Origin of the sequence: Streptomyces pristinaespiralis (assembly GCF_001278075.1) — a bacterium.
Lineage (GTDB): Bacteria > Actinomycetota > Actinomycetes > Streptomycetales > Streptomycetaceae > Streptomyces > Streptomyces pristinaespiralis.
Genome location: NZ_CP011340.1, coordinates 5,998,552 through 6,013,558 on the forward strand (window position 1 = coordinate 5,998,552; position 15,007 = coordinate 6,013,558).

15 protein-coding genes are annotated in these 15,007 nt (G+C 73.9%); 6 read left to right on the top strand and 9 right to left on the bottom strand.

Going from position 1 to position 15,007, the window contains the following annotated elements; genetic code table 11:
• Positions 1 to 18: 18 nt before the first annotated feature.
• Positions 19 to 771, bottom strand: a complete 753-nt coding sequence (gene cobM, locus SPRI_RS25555) for a precorrin-4 C(11)-methyltransferase (RefSeq protein WP_037774782.1) — start codon at positions 769 to 771, stop codon at positions 19 to 21.
• Complete coding sequence (locus SPRI_RS25560) at positions 768 to 2,006, bottom strand: bifunctional cobalt-precorrin-7 (C(5))-methyltransferase/cobalt-precorrin-6B (C(15))-methyltransferase (protein WP_053557350.1); 1,239 nt, start codon at positions 2,004 to 2,006, stop codon at positions 768 to 770. Before SPRI_RS25560 ends, cobM begins: the two co-directional genes overlap by 4 nt.
• A gap of 188 nt (positions 2,007 to 2,194) precedes the next feature.
• On the opposite strand from SPRI_RS25560, the gene SPRI_RS25565 reads away from it, so the two are divergent.
• Entirely contained in the window at positions 2,195 to 2,470 is a 276-nt protein-coding gene (locus tag SPRI_RS25565) for a DUF2277 domain-containing protein (RefSeq protein WP_005318230.1), read from the top strand.
• Here the strand turns inward: SPRI_RS25565 and SPRI_RS25570 are convergent.
• The 4 genes from SPRI_RS25570 to SPRI_RS25585 all read right to left on the bottom strand — a co-directional run bounded on the left by SPRI_RS25570 (position 2,418) and on the right by SPRI_RS25585 (position 6,668).
• Positions 2,418 to 3,086: a DedA family protein gene (locus SPRI_RS25570; RefSeq protein WP_053557351.1), complete on the bottom strand. Its 669-nt coding sequence runs from the start codon at positions 3,084 to 3,086 to the stop codon at positions 2,418 to 2,420. The two genes, SPRI_RS25565 and SPRI_RS25570, sit on opposite strands and share 53 nt — an antisense overlap.
• 335 nt (positions 3,087 to 3,421) lie before the next feature.
• Positions 3,422 to 3,889, bottom strand: coding sequence for a DoxX family protein (locus SPRI_RS25575; RefSeq protein WP_053557352.1), 468 nt, complete (start codon positions 3,887 to 3,889; stop codon positions 3,422 to 3,424).
• A gap of 323 nt (positions 3,890 to 4,212) precedes the next feature.
• A complete protein-coding gene (locus tag SPRI_RS25580; protein ID WP_005318232.1) occupies positions 4,213 to 5,898 on the bottom strand; it encodes an alkaline phosphatase D family protein in 1,686 nt (561 codons plus the stop codon).
• 107 nt (positions 5,899 to 6,005) lie between these two features.
• Positions 6,006 to 6,668, bottom strand: coding sequence for an HNH endonuclease family protein (locus SPRI_RS25585; RefSeq protein ID WP_005318235.1), 663 nt, complete (start codon positions 6,666 to 6,668; stop codon positions 6,006 to 6,008).
• Between the two features lie 166 nt (positions 6,669 to 6,834).
• Between SPRI_RS25585 and SPRI_RS25590 the strand changes: the two genes are divergently transcribed.
• A complete protein-coding gene (locus SPRI_RS25590; protein ID WP_037774784.1) occupies positions 6,835 to 7,596 on the top strand; it encodes an ABC transporter permease in 762 nt (253 codons plus the stop codon).
• A gap of 524 nt (positions 7,597 to 8,120) precedes the next feature.
• Complete coding sequence (locus SPRI_RS25595; RefSeq protein ID WP_005318239.1) at positions 8,121 to 8,705, top strand: TMEM165/GDT1 family protein; 585 nt, start codon at positions 8,121 to 8,123, stop codon at positions 8,703 to 8,705.
• 9 nt (positions 8,706 to 8,714) lie between these two features.
• Here SPRI_RS25595 and SPRI_RS25600 read toward each other — a convergent pair whose 3' ends face one another.
• Both SPRI_RS25600 and SPRI_RS25605 read right to left on the bottom strand, forming a co-directional pair.
• Positions 8,715 to 9,368 (bottom strand): HAD-IA family hydrolase, encoded by a 654-nt coding sequence (locus SPRI_RS25600; RefSeq protein WP_005318240.1) that lies wholly within the window; start codon positions 9,366 to 9,368, stop codon positions 8,715 to 8,717.
• Positions 9,369 to 9,487: 119 nt separating this feature from the next.
• On the bottom strand, positions 9,488 to 10,972 hold the full coding sequence (locus SPRI_RS25605; RefSeq protein ID WP_053557353.1) for a peptidoglycan-binding domain-containing protein: 1,485 nt from the start codon (positions 10,970 to 10,972) through the stop codon (positions 9,488 to 9,490).
• A gap of 155 nt (positions 10,973 to 11,127) precedes the next feature.
• On the opposite strand from SPRI_RS25605, the gene SPRI_RS25610 reads away from it, so the two are divergent.
• On the top strand, positions 11,128 to 13,194 hold the full coding sequence (locus SPRI_RS25610) for an MDR family MFS transporter (protein ID WP_037776885.1): 2,067 nt from the start codon (positions 11,128 to 11,130) through the stop codon (positions 13,192 to 13,194).
• A 33-nt stretch (positions 13,195 to 13,227) separates the two neighbouring features.
• On the opposite strand, the gene SPRI_RS25615 is transcribed toward SPRI_RS25610, so the two are convergent.
• Complete coding sequence (locus SPRI_RS25615) at positions 13,228 to 13,707, bottom strand: GNAT family N-acetyltransferase (RefSeq protein ID WP_203227961.1); 480 nt, start codon at positions 13,705 to 13,707, stop codon at positions 13,228 to 13,230.
• A 118-nt stretch (positions 13,708 to 13,825) separates the two neighbouring features.
• On the opposite strand from SPRI_RS25615, the gene SPRI_RS25620 reads away from it, so the two are divergent.
• Both SPRI_RS25620 and SPRI_RS25625 read left to right on the top strand, forming a co-directional pair.
• Positions 13,826 to 14,473 carry a hypothetical protein gene (locus tag SPRI_RS25620; RefSeq protein WP_005318247.1) on the top strand — a complete coding sequence of 216 codons (648 nt, stop codon included), beginning with the start codon at positions 13,826 to 13,828 and terminating at the stop codon, positions 14,471 to 14,473.
• Complete coding sequence (locus SPRI_RS25625) at positions 14,473 to 14,997, top strand: hypothetical protein (protein WP_053557355.1); 525 nt, start codon at positions 14,473 to 14,475, stop codon at positions 14,995 to 14,997. Before SPRI_RS25620 ends, SPRI_RS25625 begins: the two co-directional genes overlap by 1 nt.
• Positions 14,998 to 15,007: the final 10 nt, after the last annotated feature.

Sequence of the window (15,007 nt, forward strand, 5' to 3'; positions counted from 1 at the left end):
GCGGGCCCGGCCCCGGTCTCAGGCGCAGTCGTGGCGGGCGCGTTCCGCGGAGTACAGGTGGCTGTCGCGGAAGCCCGACGCCGCCAGGACGCGGCCGACCAGGATGACCGCGGTGCGGGTCACGCCCGCCTCCTTCACCTGCGCGGCGATGTCCTCCAGCGTCCCGCGCAGCACCAGCTCGTCGGGGCGGCTCGCCATCGCCACCACGGCGGCCGGGCAGTCGGCGCCGTAGTGGGGGAGGAGCTCGGAGACGATCCGGTCGACATGGCGGGCGCCCAGGTGGAGGACGAGCAGCGCCCCGCTGCGGCCCAGGGTCGCCAGGTCCTCGCCGTCCGGCATGGGGGTGGCCTGCTGGGCGACGCGGGTGAGGATCACCGTCTGGCCGACGGTCGGGACCGTCAGCTCCCGCTTCAGCGCCGCGGCCGCCGCGGCGAACGCCGGGACGCCCGGCACGACCTCGTACGGCACACCCGCCGCGTCCAGGCGCCGCATCTGCTCCGCGACCGCGCTGAAGACCGACGGGTCGCCCGAGTGGAGCCGGGCCACTTCGTGGCCCTCCTCGTGGGCGCGGACCAGCTCCGCGGTGATGGCGTCCAGGTCGAGCTGCGCCGTGTCGATCAGGCGGGCGTCCGGCGGGCAGTCGGCGAGGAGTTCGCGCGGGACGAGCGAGCCGGCGTAGAGGCAGACGCCGCACGACGCCAGGGTGCGCGCCCCGCGCACGGTGATCAGGTCGGCGGCGCCGGGGCCCGCACCGATGAAGTACACGGTCATGTCGGATCTCCTGCTTTGGTGACGGACCATTGGGTGACGGGCATGGCCTGGCGCCAGCCGGTGAAGCCGCCGACGGGCACGGCGTGGGAGACGGCCAGGCGGACGAGTTCGCCGCCGTGGCGCGCGTAGCGTTCGGCCAGCAGCGCCTCCGACTCGAGGGTGACCGTGTTGGCGACCAGCCGGCCGCCCCTCGGCAGCGCGTCCCAGCAGGCGTCCAGGAGACCGGGCGCGGTCAGCCCGCCGCCGATGAACACCGCCGCGGGGACGGGCAGTCCCGCCAGCGCGTCCGGCGCGGCGCCGGTGACGACACGCAGGGCCGGCACGCCGAGCCTGTCCGCGTTACGGGCGATACGCGCGGCCCGGACCGGGTCGCGTTCCACGGTGACGGCCCGGCACGAGGGGTGCGTGCGCATCCATTCGATCGCGAGGGAGCCGGAGCCGCCGCCGACGTCCCACAGCAGTTCGCCCGGTGCGGGGGCGAGCGCGGCGACGGTCGCGGCGCGCACATGTCGCTTGGTGAGCTGCCCGTCGTGCTCGTACGCCTCGTCGGGCAGGCCGGGGGCGGCGGACAGCCGCAACGCCCCCTCGTCGAGGCGGCATTCGAGGGCTATGACGTTCAGCGGGTCACCGGGGGGCTCGTCCCAGGACCCGGCGTGGCCGTCCACGCACCGCTCGCCCGCCGCGCCGAGCTGTTCGAGCACCCGCATCCGGGTCCCGCCGAAGCCCCGGTCGCGCAGCAGCGCGGCCACCTCGGCGGGCGTGTCCGGCCCGGCGCTGAGCACCAGCAGCCGGCGGCCGTCGTGCAGCGCGGCGGACAACTGCCCGGCGGGACGTCCGACAAGCGTGACGACGGCGGTGTCCTCGACGGGCCAGCCCAGGCGGGCGCAGGCGTACGAGACGGACGAGGCGTGCGGGACGACGTGCAGCGCGTCCGGTCCGGTCTCCTCCGCCAGCGCGCGGCCGATGCCGTAGAACATGGGGTCGCCGCTGGCCAGGACGGCGAGCCGGCGGCCGCGGTGGGCGGCGAGCAGTCCGGCGACGGCGGGCCGCAGAGGGCTCGGCCAGGTCACGCGCTCGGCCGTGCAGTCGGCGGGCAGCAGTTCCAACTGCCGTGCGCCGCCGATGACGACCTCCGCGTCCCGTAGCGCGTCCTGGGCGGTCCCGGGGAGTCCCGGCCAGCCGTCGGCGCCGATCCCGACGACGGTTACTGCTGGTGAGCGTGGTGCGGGGGTCACTGAGCGGTACCTCGTCGGTGGAACGGCAGGGGACGCAGCCGCACTCTACTGGCCGCGTGGAACGGCGTCGGCGGGCCCCCGGGTTACCCGCGGTGTCACAGCGTCACCCCGTGTCGCGGCGTCAGCCGTCGTGCCGCGGTACGGGCGACGGTCCGCCGCCTGTCAGTGGTGCGCGGCACACTGGAGTCATGTGCCGCAGCATCAAGACTCTCCGCCCGCCCGTCCTTCCCACAGAGGCCACGGAGGACGACATCCGTGCCGCCGCCCTGCAGTACGTGCGCAAGGTCTCCGGCTTCCGGGCCCCGGCCGCGCACAACCGCGAGGTGTTCGACGAGGCCGTCGAGGAGATCGCGGAGGCGACCCGCAGACTCCTCGAGGGGCTCGAGATCCGTGGCTCCGGCGGTCATGCCGCTAAGCGGCAGGCCCAGGAGCAGGAGCCGGCTCAGGAGCCGGACGCCGCATGAAGTAGGCGGCGAGCGAGCCCGCGCCGAACAGCGCCAGCACGGACACCGCCGCGCCGATCCAGCTCGCGCCCAGCCACTGGCCGCCGAACCAGCCGAGCCCGACGGCGTAGCCGGCCCAGGCGATCCCGGCCAGGGCCGACCAGGGGAGGAACTCCTTCACCTTGCGGTGCGCCGCGCCCGCGCCCAGCGAGACCACGGAGCGGCCGGCCGGCGCGAAGCGGGCGATGACGACGAGCGCCCCGCCGCCGCGCCCGAGCGCCACGCCGAGACGTTCCTGCGCCCTGGTCAGACGGCGTGAGCGGGCAATGGCCCGGTCCAGACGGTCCCCGCCGCGCCAGGCGAGCCGGTAGGCGACCAGATCACCCAGTACGGACGCGGTCGCCGCGCACAGCACGAGGACGAGCAGCGAGGGGACCTCGCGCGGCACCTGGCCCGCCGCGCCGGCGACGGCCGCGGCGCCGGGCGCGGCCGTGGAGCCGGCGGCCGCGGCGGTGGCGGCCGTGATCACCAGCACTCCGCTGGGCAGCACGGGCAGGAACACGTCGAGGAGGACGGACAGGGCCACGACGGCGTAGATCCATGGGCTGCCGGTCAGCGACCCAATGCTCTCGAGCACCTTGACTCTCCCCGTTCCTGGCAGGGCCACGGTGTCGCGGGGGAGCGGCAGGCGGCCAGACAGCTGTACAGCGTACGCCTGGAGTGCGGACGACATCGACAGGGGGCGTTCCCCCGCCCGACACCGCAGCGAAACCGCCCGTACGAAGGCGGTACGACGCCGGTTCGAAGCCCGTACGAAGCCGGTTGGAAGTCCTTGCGGAGACGTACGGAGGAAAGGTCCCGACCGGGCCGGCCCCGAAGGGGCCTCACGCCCCGGAGCGTGACGGTCCCGGACACGGGAACGCCCGGCCCCCCGAGGGAGGGGCCGGGCGATACGTGCGTGCTGCGGCAGGGTCAGGCCGCGGCGGTGGCCCGTTCCTCGCGCTGCTCCGCCGGCCGGCCGGCGCGGCGCGGCGCGATCAGCCGGTCCAGCGCCAGGGCGCCGGGACCCGTGAAGACCAGCAGCAGGAACGCCCAGCAGAACATCGCCGACGCCTCACCGCCGTTCTGCAGCGGGAACAGCGACTCGGGCTGGTGGACCTTGAAGTACGCGTACGCCATCGACCCGGAGGCGACGAGGGCCGCGCTGCGGGTGCCGACGCCGAGCAGGACCAGGGCTCCGGCGACCAGCTGGATCACCGCCGCGTACCAGCCGGGCCACGTGCCGGCCGGGACGGTGCCGCCGCCCGCCGCGCCGCCGAGGACGCCGAACAGCGAGGCGGCGCCGTGGCAGAGGAACAGCAGACCCACGACGGCCCGGAACAGGCCGAGCGCATAGGGCTGCGCCTGCTCCAGGCGTGCGGGCAGGGGGGAGTTGCTCATGTGGGGGCTCCTTCGGTTTCGGGGACAGAACCGATGAGGGGGCCCCAGGTTAGGCGGGCCTAATGATTACTTGCAAGTTCAACATTTTCCGGCAGGCTGCTTTTGGCCGATGCCTCCGCTCCCCGGTGACCCGTGGCGGCGGCCGCGCACGGGCATCCGGAACTGGCCTTCCTCCCGGCAGACAGGGGCGCCCTCCGGTTTCGTGACACGGCGGGCTGAATACCGGGCGCTCGGCCGAGGGCGTCCTCGGTCCGGCGCACCCGTGGTTTGGCGGGAAACCGGCGCCCCCGGGTCCCGGACCCCCGGGCCGACGGGCACGCCGGTCAGGAGCCGTCCGTCAGCCGGCGGTCGAACAGGGTCGTCAACCGCCCGCGGCCGTCCGCCTCCGCCCGGTCGAGCCGCAGCGACGCCGTGCGCCCGCGCAGGGACAGGGTCATCAGCTGATTGCCGAACCACGGCCCGCCCCCGCGCCCCCACCGGACGAGCGGTTCCCCGGCGCGGCCGTGCCGTGCGAAGAGCCGGCCCAGCCGCCGTCCCGCCCGGCTCCAGCCGAACCGGAAGCCGACCCTCACCGCCTTGGGGACGGAGTTGTGCACGGGGGAGCAGGTCAGCTGGAGCACCCGGGCGTCGGGGGCGGCGACGGCGCCGGTGCCACCGGGACCGCCCGCCGGACCGCCGGGCCGCTCCGGCTCCGCCACGTACGCGTGATGGACGTCCCCGGAGAGCACGCACACCGTCGCCGGCGCGTCCGGACCGCTGCCCACCTCCATGATCAGCCGCGTCAGCTCCTCGAAGGAGGAAGGGAACGCCGACCAGTGCTCCAGATCCGCGTGGCGGCGCACACTCTCCCCGATACGGGCCCACCGCCTGCCCCGCTCGCCGCGGCACATCGCCGCGTTCCAGGTCTCCGCGTCGTGGACCAGCGGCGGCAGCAGCCAGGGCAGCGAGGTGCCGAGGAGGAGATGGTCGTACGACCCCCGTCCCTCCAGGGCCTGGTCGCGCAGCCACGCCGCCTCTCCCGCGTCGAGCATGGATCTGTTCTGCTCGTCCAGGACACGGGCGGCACGGGTGTCGATCATCAGCAGCCGGGTCCGGCCGAAGTCCCGCCGATAGCTCCAGCGCGCCGCGGTGGCGTCCCGGTCGGCCGTCTCCGCGAACTGCCGCAGGGCCTGTGTGCCGTCGGGGGCCGAGCTGACCACCTTGTAGAGGGGGTCGGCGGCCAGCTCCGCGGGGGAGAGATTGCCGAGATGCTGGTACACCCAGTACGACATCAGCGCGCTGAGGATCCGCTCCCGCCACCAGGGCGTCGCCCGCATGTCGTCCAGCCAGGCCGTGCTGGTGTTCCAGTCGTCGATGACGTCGTGGTCGTCGAAGATCATGCAACTGGGCACGGTGGAGAGCAGCCAGCGGACGTCGGGGTCACGCCACGATTCGTCGTACAGCCAGGTGTACTCCTCGTAGTCCGCCACCCCTGAGCCCGGCGGCACCTGCCGGTCGCGGCCGGCCGACAGGCGTGCGCTGGTGGCCTCCGAGACCTCGTCCGCGTACACCTGGTCGCCGAGCAGCAGCAGGACGTCCGGGCGCTCCTCCTCGGGGGCCGAGGACAGCTTCGCGGCGAGGGTGTCCAGGGCGTCGGGGCCCACCGGGTCGTGCCCGCGGGCGGGGCGGGCGGCCCAGCGGCACGAGCCGAAGGTGACCCGCACGGAGTCCGCGGGGACCTCGGGGGTGCGGATGGTGCTGGGCGGATGGGGCGAGTCGTCGAGCGGCCAGACGTGCTCGCCGTCGAGGAACACCTCGTAGGCGGTCGACGAGCCCGGTGTCAGGCCGGTGACGGTGACCAGGGCGTAGTGGTGCCCGGCCACCGTGAACGTACGGGAAGAACCGCCGCCGCCCTGCTCGCAGCGGACCTCCGCCGTGCACGGGCGGCCGGTCTCGACCCAGATGGTCGCGGCGGTGCCCGTGTCCCAGTCGACGTGCCGCAGCAGCGGCCCAAGGCGAAGCCCGGTCATGTGATGCCCCTTCCGTCGCCCCGTACGGTACGGAACGACGGAGAGGGGCGGGCCGGTTCCGCGGACCCTTGGTGTGTCCCGGGAGCGGCCCTGGTGCGGCGGCCGGGTCAGCAGCCGTTCAGGATGCTCTGGAGCGCGCTCTTCTCCGCCGAGTCGACCTTGAGGTTCCAGTAGTACTTCGTGTGCACCCACATCCGGGCGTACATGCAGCGGTACGAGGTGACCGGCGGCAGCCACTCGGCCGGGTCCTGGTCGCCCTTGGACTGGTTGACGTTGTCCGTGACGGCGATGAGCTGCGGGCGGGTCAGGTCGTTGGCGAACTGCTGGCGCTTGGACGTGGTCCAGCTGCTCGCGCCGGAACGCCACGCCTCCGCCAGCGGGACTATGTGGTCGATGTCCACGTCGGAGGCCGCGGACCAGGTGGCGCCGTCGTAGGGGGAGAACCAGCGGCCGCTCGTGGCCGCGCAGCTGGAGTCCTGCACGACGTTCGTGCCGTCCCGCTTGAGCACGACCTCTCGGGTGTTGCAGGCGCCCGACTGGGTGATCCAGTGCGGGAACAGATCGCGGCTGTAGCCGGTGGAGGAGCCCTCCGCGGACACGGTCAGCTGGCTGAGGTAGCTGCGGGCGGTGGAGGCGCTGACCGGGGTGGGCGGGGCGGCCTGCGCGGTGGGGGAGGTGGCCAGCAGGCCGGCCATGGCGAGGGCGGACGTGACGGCGAGCACGGCTGCGCGACGGAAGCCGCGGCTTCGACGCGCGTAGACACCTGACATGCGAACTCCTTCGAGGTGGGGGGAACTTGGCCGTTCGGGCGTGGCCATGTTCGCGGCGCCAGGTTTCTCGGGGATGGGCGCCAGGTAACAGGGTGGCGACATGGGCACGTCACATCAAGGGTTCTGACGCGCCGACATGATCCTTGTGGCGTCGTAGTGTTGCGGCGTGCTGCTGCCGGTCAACCTCACCCTCGGGGCCGTGCTGGCCGTCCTGCTGGTCGCTGCGGCGACCGTGGCGGCCGTCGCCCACCTCGGGCGTTCCCGCGACATCGCCGTCGCGGGCGTGCGCGCGGCGGTCCAACTCGCCGTCGTTTCACTGGCGATCGGCTGGGTCGTCTGCTCCGTACCGCTGCTGCTCGCCTTCCTCGCGCTGATGTACGCGGTCGCCGTCCGCACCGCCGGCCGGCGCATCACCGCCAACGGGACCTGGTGGTGGGCCGGTCTGCCGATCGCCGCGGGAGTGCTCCCCGTCGTGGCCGCGCTGCTGCTCACCGGACTGGTGCCGCTGAAGGGCATCACGCTGATCCCCGTGACCGGCATCCTCATCGGCGGCGCCCTGAGCGTGACGTCGGTCGGCGGCCGCCGGGCGCTGGACGAACTGGAGCAGCGCCGCGGTGAGGTGGAGGCCGGACTCGCCCTCGGCCTGCTCGACCGCGACGCCCGCCTCGAGGTCGCCCGCGCGCCCGCGTCCGACGCGCTGCTGCCCGGCCTCGACCAGACCAGGACCGTGGGCCTCGTCACACTGCCGGGTGCCTTCGTCGGCATGCTGCTGGGGGGCGCCTCGCCCGTGGAGGCGGGCGCGGTGCAGCTCTTCGTGCTGGTCGCGCTGATGGCCGTCCAGGCGGTCGCGGTGGCCCTGGTGGTGGAACTGGTGGCCAGGGGGCGGCTGCACAGGGACGGCGCGCAGGGCCCGGGCGAGCGGCCCTGACCCGCCTCGACGGACGTTCCGGGACCGGCCGAGGCGGGCGGCCCGCCCCACGCGCCCGGCGCTGCAGGGCCTGCCACCGTCCCGACCGGCCTCGGCGCGGGCCCGCCGGTCACCGCCCCGACCGGCCTCGGCGGACGCTCCCGGACCGGCCGAGGCGGGCGGCCCGCCCCACGCGCCGGCGCGGCAGCGCCAGCCCTCCGACCCGCCTCGGCGGACGCTCCCGGACCGGTGGACGCGGGCCCGCCCCACGCGCCGGCCTCGCGGCGCTTCGCGTCCGGGCGGGGCCTTCGCGTACTCTGTTCAGCGCAGAAGGGGAGTAGCTCTTCGCCGGACCGTCGACATACTGCTGGGCCTCGTGCCCGGCCGGCGCCCGGAGGCGGCCCGTCATCGACGGTCGCCAGCGAGACCTTCGGCCGCAGTGCCCATGTATCCATCCATGGCGCTGCCGTGCCGAAGCGACCCCTGAAACGCCTCAGGTCACTCTCGGCAGGGCCGCGCCGCCCCTACCGATTGAGGATTCTCCCGTGATCAGCTTCACCGTGATGGCGATCACGTTCGGCGTCGTCTTCCTCGCCGAACTGCCTGACAAGACCGCCCTCGCCGGTCTCATGCTGGGCACCCGCTACCGCGCCTCGTACGTCTTCGCCGGTGTCGCGGCGGCCTTCGCCGTCCACGTCGCGCTCGCCATCGCCGCGGGCAGCGTGCTGACCCTGCTGCCGCACCGGCTGGTGCAGGCGGTGGTGGGTGTCCTCTTCCTCGCGGGCGCGCTGATGCTGCTGCTGAAGAAGGGCGACGACGAGGAGGAGACCGTCAAGGCCCCCGCCGACCAGTCGTTCTGGAAGGTCTCGGGCGCGGGCTTCATGCTCATCCTCGTCGCCGAGTTCGGGGACCTCACCCAGATCATGACGGCCAACCTCGCCGCCCGTTACGACAGCCCCGTCTCCGTCGGCCTGGGCGCCGTGCTGGCGCTGTGGGCCGTGGCCGGCATCGGCATTCTGGGCGGAAGGACACTGATGCGGTACGTGCCGCTGAAGCTGATCACCAAGGTCGCGGCCTGCCTGATGCTGGCCCTCGCCGGCTTCAGCCTCTTCGAGGCGATCACGGGCTGAGCCGCCGGATCAGGCGGCGCGCAGCCCGATCGTGCCGTCGTCGTGCGTGGTGAGCGTGAGGTGGGTGAGGTCCGGCACGTGGAGGTCGGGGGCCATCGCCGCGGCGCGGGGGCCCACGCCGACGACCCGCATGCCCGCGGCGCGGGCCGCCGTGATGCCGGCCTCCGAGTCCTCGAACGCCACGCAGTCCTCAGGGGCGAAGCCCAGCTCGGCCGCGCCCTTCAGGAAGCCCTCCGGGTCCGGCTTGCTGGCGCCGACGCACTCGGCCGTCACGCGGACCTCCGGCATCGGCAGCCCGGCGGCCTTCATCCGGGCCGTGGCCAGCGCGAGGTCGGCAGAGGTCACCAGGGCGTGCGGCAGGGCGGCGACGGCGGCCATGAAGGCCGGGGCGCCGGCGACGGGGACGACGCCGTCGGTGTCCGCCGTCTCCTGGGCGAGCAGCACGCGGTTGTCGGCGTGGTTCTGCTCCATGGGGCGGTCGGGCAGCAGGACGGCCATCGTGGCGTAGCCCTGGCGGCCGTGGACGGTCTTGAGCGCCTCGTCGGCGTCCAGCCCGTGCTCGATCGCCCATGCGCGCCAGACGCGCTCCACCACCGCGTCCGAGTTGACGATGGTGCCGTCCATGTCGAGCAGGAGGGCGCGGGCGGTCAGAGCGGTCGTCATACGGACTCCAGAGCGCGGCGGCAGGAAAACAAGCGGCCTCGCCCGCCGGTCAGGGAATACGGGCGAAGCCACTTTGTTCCTTCACGATACAAAATGCGGCGGGGTAACGCCAATCCGTTTCAGGACGACCGTGTCTCCGCCTCCAGCGCGCGGCGCGTGTGCGGGCCGTAGACGCCCAGCGGGTCGCCCTGGATGCCGCGGTCCCACTGGTAGACCTTCACGGCCTGCTCCACGTCCTCGTCGAAGCGGCCGTCCGCCTCGTCGTACGGATACAGCCACAGCTGCATCAGCCGCTGCTGGAGGTCGACGACCGCCGCACCGCTGTCGCCGCGGCGCAGTGTGCCGCCGGCCGGTTTGTCGGGCGGCGCCTCCGACACCGTGCCTGTCTCCTGGGCCGTCGTCTGCGGGGCGGAGGGTCCGGCCGGCCGGTCGTCGGCGCTCGGGCTCGTACGGGGCGCGGACCGTGACGGCGACGGCGTCGGCGACGCGGAAGCCGAAGCGGACGCGGAGGCCGATGCGGAGGGGGAGGCGGAGGCGGACGCGCTCGCGGAGACGGACTCCGAAGGGGCCTCCGACACCGCGCCGGCGGTGGGGGCGCTGCTCCGGGTGTCCGGCGGCAGCGCACGGTCCTGCTCCTCGCCGCCGGAGAACAGCCCCCCGGCGAACGCGACCGTCCCCGCCACGGCGACGGCCGCCGCGCCCACGGCGAGCCCGGCGAACACACGCCGCCGCCGGCGCGGCTCGTCGCCCCCGCGCCCCTGCCCGCCCGGGCCCGGGCCCGGGCCGCTGCCTACGGGCGCCAGCACGACGGTGTCGTCACCACGGCGCGCGCCGCCGCCCCCGTCCGGCCCGAAGCCCTCGGGAGGCAGCGCCCCGCCGTGTCCGGCGATGCCGTACGTCCCTGCGCCGATGGACTCCTGCGGCAGCGGCCCGCCGTGTCCGGCGGTGCCGTGCGGCTCCGCGCCGGTGGATTCCTGCGGCAGGGGCGTGCCGTGGCCACCGCCCGGCGCGAAGCCGTGGTGCGCCTCCGTGCCGGGCGCGAACTGCTCCGGCGGCAACGCGCCGCCGTACGCGGCACCGTGTGCCTGGGCGCTCGGCGGGGTCGTCCCGGCCGGCCCCGGGCCGTACGCCTGACCGTCGGCCGCGCGGCCCGCTGCCGGTACGGGCCCGGGCGGTGCCGCCGCCCCCTGCCCGGCGGCGTCCCCGCCCGGCGCGGAACCGTCCTGCCCGGGCGACGCGTCGCCGACCGCGTGAGGCCCGGCCGCGTCACGACCCGCGTCGCCGGTCGTGACGACCTCGTGCGCGGCGCTCTTGCCACCGCCCGCCGCGCCCGGCGCGAAGCCCCTGGAGGGCATCACCCGTTCGTCCCCGGCCGGGTCCGACGCGCCGGTGGGCCCGGACGGCGGACGGCCCGGCGGGCGAAGGCCCTCCAGCGTCACGTACGGCCTGATCCGCAGCGGGTCGAAGTCCTCCGCCGCCGCGATGTCAGCCTCCCGTTCCGCGCGCAGAGCGGCCCCCGCCCGCTCGGCGCAGTCGCAGCCGGGTCCGGCGCTGCCGTCCGGGTTCCTCGGTCTGTCGCACTCCGGACATCTGTTTCCGGTCATCGCCGGTTCCCCTCCCCTTTGAATGCCGCCGATTATGCAGCCGTCCCGTGCCACACCCAACGCCCCACCTGCCACACCGCCCCTCTCGGGAGGCCATAACCGGACAGACACACCACGATGGGATGGAACAGCGCCACGTAACCGAGGAGATCGGCATGGCTCAGGAAGTGAGCAGCGCCCAGGTGGGGCCTGCCCCCGGTGAGGGGCACGACCGGCGAACCGTTCTCGTCGCCATCGGCGCGCTGTTGCTGGGCATGCTTCTGGCCGCCCTCGACCAGACGATCGTCGCGACCGCGCTGCCGACCATCGTCAGCGAACTGGGCGGCATGGACCACCTCTCCTGGGTGGTCACCGCCTACATGCTGGCCGCCACCGCCGCCACCCCCCTGTGGGGCAAGCTGGGTGACCAGTACGGGCGCAAGAAGCTCTTCCAGACGGCCATCGTCATCTTCCTCGTCGGCTCCGCCCTCTGCGGCATTTCCCAGAACATGCCGCAGCTCATCGCCTTCCGGGCGGTTCAGGGCCTCGGCGGCGGCGGGCTGATGGTGCTGTCGATGGCGATCGTCGGCGACCTCGTGTCACCACGTGAACGAGGCAAGTACCAGGGCCTGTTCGGCGCGGTCTTCGGAGCGACCAGCGTCCTCGGACCGCTGCTCGGCGGCTTCTTCACCGAACACCTCAGCTGGCGCTGGGTCTTCTACATCAACCTGCCCATCGGCGTCGTCGCACTGCTCGTCATCGCGGCCGTGCTGCACATCCCGGTCCGCCGGACCCGGCACACCATCGACTACCTGGGCACGTTCCTCATCGCCTCCGTGGCCACCTGTCTCGTCCTCGTCGCCTCCCTCGGCGGTACGACCTGGGCGTGGGGCTCTGCGCGGATCATCGGGCTCGCCGTTCTGGGGGCCGTGCTCCTCGTCGCGTTCGTCGCCGTCGAACGCAAGGCGGCGGAACCCGTTCTGCCGCTGAAGCTGTTCCGGATCCGGACGTTCACGCTCGTCGCGGTCATCAGCTTCATCATCGGTTTCGCGATGTTCGGCGCGATGACGTACCTGCCGACGTTCCTCCAGGTCGTCCAGGGCATCTCGCCGACCATGTCCGGTGTCCACATGCTGCCGATGGTGTTCGGCCTGCTGCTCACGTCCACGGCGTCGGGGCAGATCGTCAGCCGCACCGGCCGCTGGAAGGTCTTCCCGATCGCCGGCACCGCCGTGACGGCGCTGGGCCTGCTGCTGCTCCACCAGCTCGAGGCGAACAGCTCCACCTGGCAGATGAGCCTGTACTTCTTCGTCTTCGGCGCCGGACTCGGCCTCGTCATGCAGGTCCTCGTCCTGGTCGTCCAGAACGCCGTCGGCTACGAGGATCTTGGCGTCGCGACGTCCGGCGCGACGTTCTTCCGCTCCATCGGCGCCTCCTTCGGCGTCGCGATCTTCGGCACGATCTTCACCAACCGGCTGGAACACAAGCTCACCGACGCCCTCGCCGGGCAGCGGGTGCCGCCCGGCGCCGGGGCCGCCGAGCTCGCCGCCGACCCGCGCGCCATCGCGGAACTGCCGGCCGACCTGCGCCCTTCGGTGCTCAACGCGTACTCCACGGCCATCACGGACGTCTTCCTCTACGCCCTGCCGGTCGTCGCTCTCGCCTTCCTGATCGCCTGGTTCCTCAAGGAGGACAAGCTCCGCGGCTCGGTGACCGCGCCGGACCACAGCGAGACGCTGGCCTCCAACCCCGTCGAGCGATCGTCGTACGACGAGGTCGCGCGGGCCCTTTCGGTGCTCGGCTCCCGCGAGGGCAGGCGGCACATCTACGAGAAGATCACCGCACGGGCCGGCTACGACCTGCTGCCCGCCTCGAGCTGGCTGCTGCTGCGCATGAAGCGCCACGGCGTCGTCGAACCGGCCCGGCTCGCCGAGACGACGCCCGTCCCGCTGCGCGCGATCACGGAGGCGAGCCGTGAGGTGGAGGGACGCGGCCTCGCCCGCCGTGAGGGCCTCGACCTGATGCTCACGGAGAGCGGCGAGGAGGCCGCCGTGCGGCTGGCGCAGGCGCGCGAGGAGTCGCTCGCCGAACTGCTCGGGGACTGGTGGGGACCCGAACGGCCCACCGACCTCGTCCAGCTGGTGCACGAGCTGAACGCGGAGCTGTGCGGCTCCGACGCCGAGCGGCCGCACAGTCCCGAGTCGCACCGCGACCACGAATATCCGAAGGGCCACGCCGTCTGACCGGCGCGGCCCGGGGGCGGAACGGGCGCCGGATCAGAGGTCCTTGCCGTACCAGATGTCCATGTACGGGCCGGTGCAGTACGCCGGTATCTCCACGTAGCCGTGCCGCGCGTACAGGGCGCGGGCCTCGACCAGGTCGAGGCGGGTGTTGAGGACCATCCGCCGCGCGCCGAGCGCACGGGCCTCGTGCTCCAGCGTCTCCATGAGCAGCGAGGCTCCCTTGCGGCCCCGGAAGTCGTGCAGCAGGAAGACCTGGGTGAGCTCCGCGCGTTCCTGGTCCAGCATCAGCACCCCGCCGCAGGCCGCCGCCTCGCCCCCGTACCTGCCGACGACGAACCGGCCCGTCGGCGGCGTCAGCAGCTCGGCTCCGTCGCCGGTGAGCCCTTCGTCGACCTCCTCCACCGTCGCGGGCCGACCCCAGTAACGGCTCGCCACATCGTGGTAGTAGGCGCGTCGCAGCGCGGTCGCGTCGGGGGAGTCGAACGGCTCGGGGGCCAATGTCCATACGGTCATGGAGCCTCTGTATCGCGGGCGGTCCCTGTTTGGCCAACCGATTCCCGGTTACTCGGAGCCTATGAACGCTCGCGAACAGCGAGCGTCCGCCCAAGGGTCCCGACCCGGAAGGTGAGTCATGTCGACCCTGACCACAGTTTTGATCGTCGCCGCGGTGATCGTGGTCCTTCTGATCACCGCCGGCGCCCTCTACGCACGCAGCCGCGGCGGACACGCCGGCGGACGGCGGGCACTGCGCCGACGCTTCGGACCCGAGTACGACCGGGTCCTCGCCCGCCACGACGGCGACACCAAGGCGGCCGACCGAGACCTGCACGACCGTGTCCGCCGCTACGGCGACCTCACGGCGCAGCCGCTCGCGCCCGGCGTGCGGGCGCAGTACGACGCCGCATGGGCCGCCGTGCAGGAACGCTTCGTCGACGACCCGCGCGGTGCCGTCGCCGATGCCGACCAGCTGCTCGGCCGGATCGCGGCCGACCGCGGCTTCCCGGCCGCCGGCCGCTACGAGGAGCAGCTCGCGGCGCTCTCCGTCCACCATCCCCGCCACGTCGAGGGCTACCGCCGGGTGCACCGCGCCGCGCGCGCCGGCTCCGAGGCGAGCACGGAACACCTGCGCGAGGCGATGGTCCACGCCCGTGAGCTCTTCGACGACCTGGTCGCCGACCGCTCCGTCGACCACGGCCGCCACCGCCCCGGCGGCACGGCGGACCGGTCCCACGGCCGTGGCCGCGGCCACCTGCTGCACCCGAGGGGGAGTGGCGTGTGATGCCGCACCCGAACCATCAGGAATCCCCCAGGACTGCCGTCCCGCCCGGTACCGCCGGCGACGCGGGAGACCTCGGAGTCCCCGCCGCGCCGGTCGGGCGGGACGGCAAGGACGACGTTCGCGCTCCCGGCCTGCGGGCCGGGCGCGGTGCGGCCCACGGGGCGCGTCCCGGGCCGGTGGCGGAGCCGCTGAAGCCGGCCGTCGACCCGGCCGGCACCCCTCTCACCGCGCCCGGGGCGGGCGACGCCGAGCCGCGAGCGGCCCGGCTCCTGCCCCAGGACGAGTGCGAACGGCTCGAACACGGCCTGCGGGACGCGCTGACCGGCTTCGTCGACTCCCCGCGTCACGCCGTCGAAGAGGCGGCGGGCGTCCTGGAGGACGCCGTCGACCGGATCACCGCGTCCCTCGCCGAGCACAGCCGGACGCTGCGGCACTCCGCGGACGCCGGCGCGGGCGACACGGAGGAACTGCGGCGGACCCTGCAGGCGTACCGCGAGGTGACCGAACGGCTGCTGCGGGTCTAGCCCCCGGCGC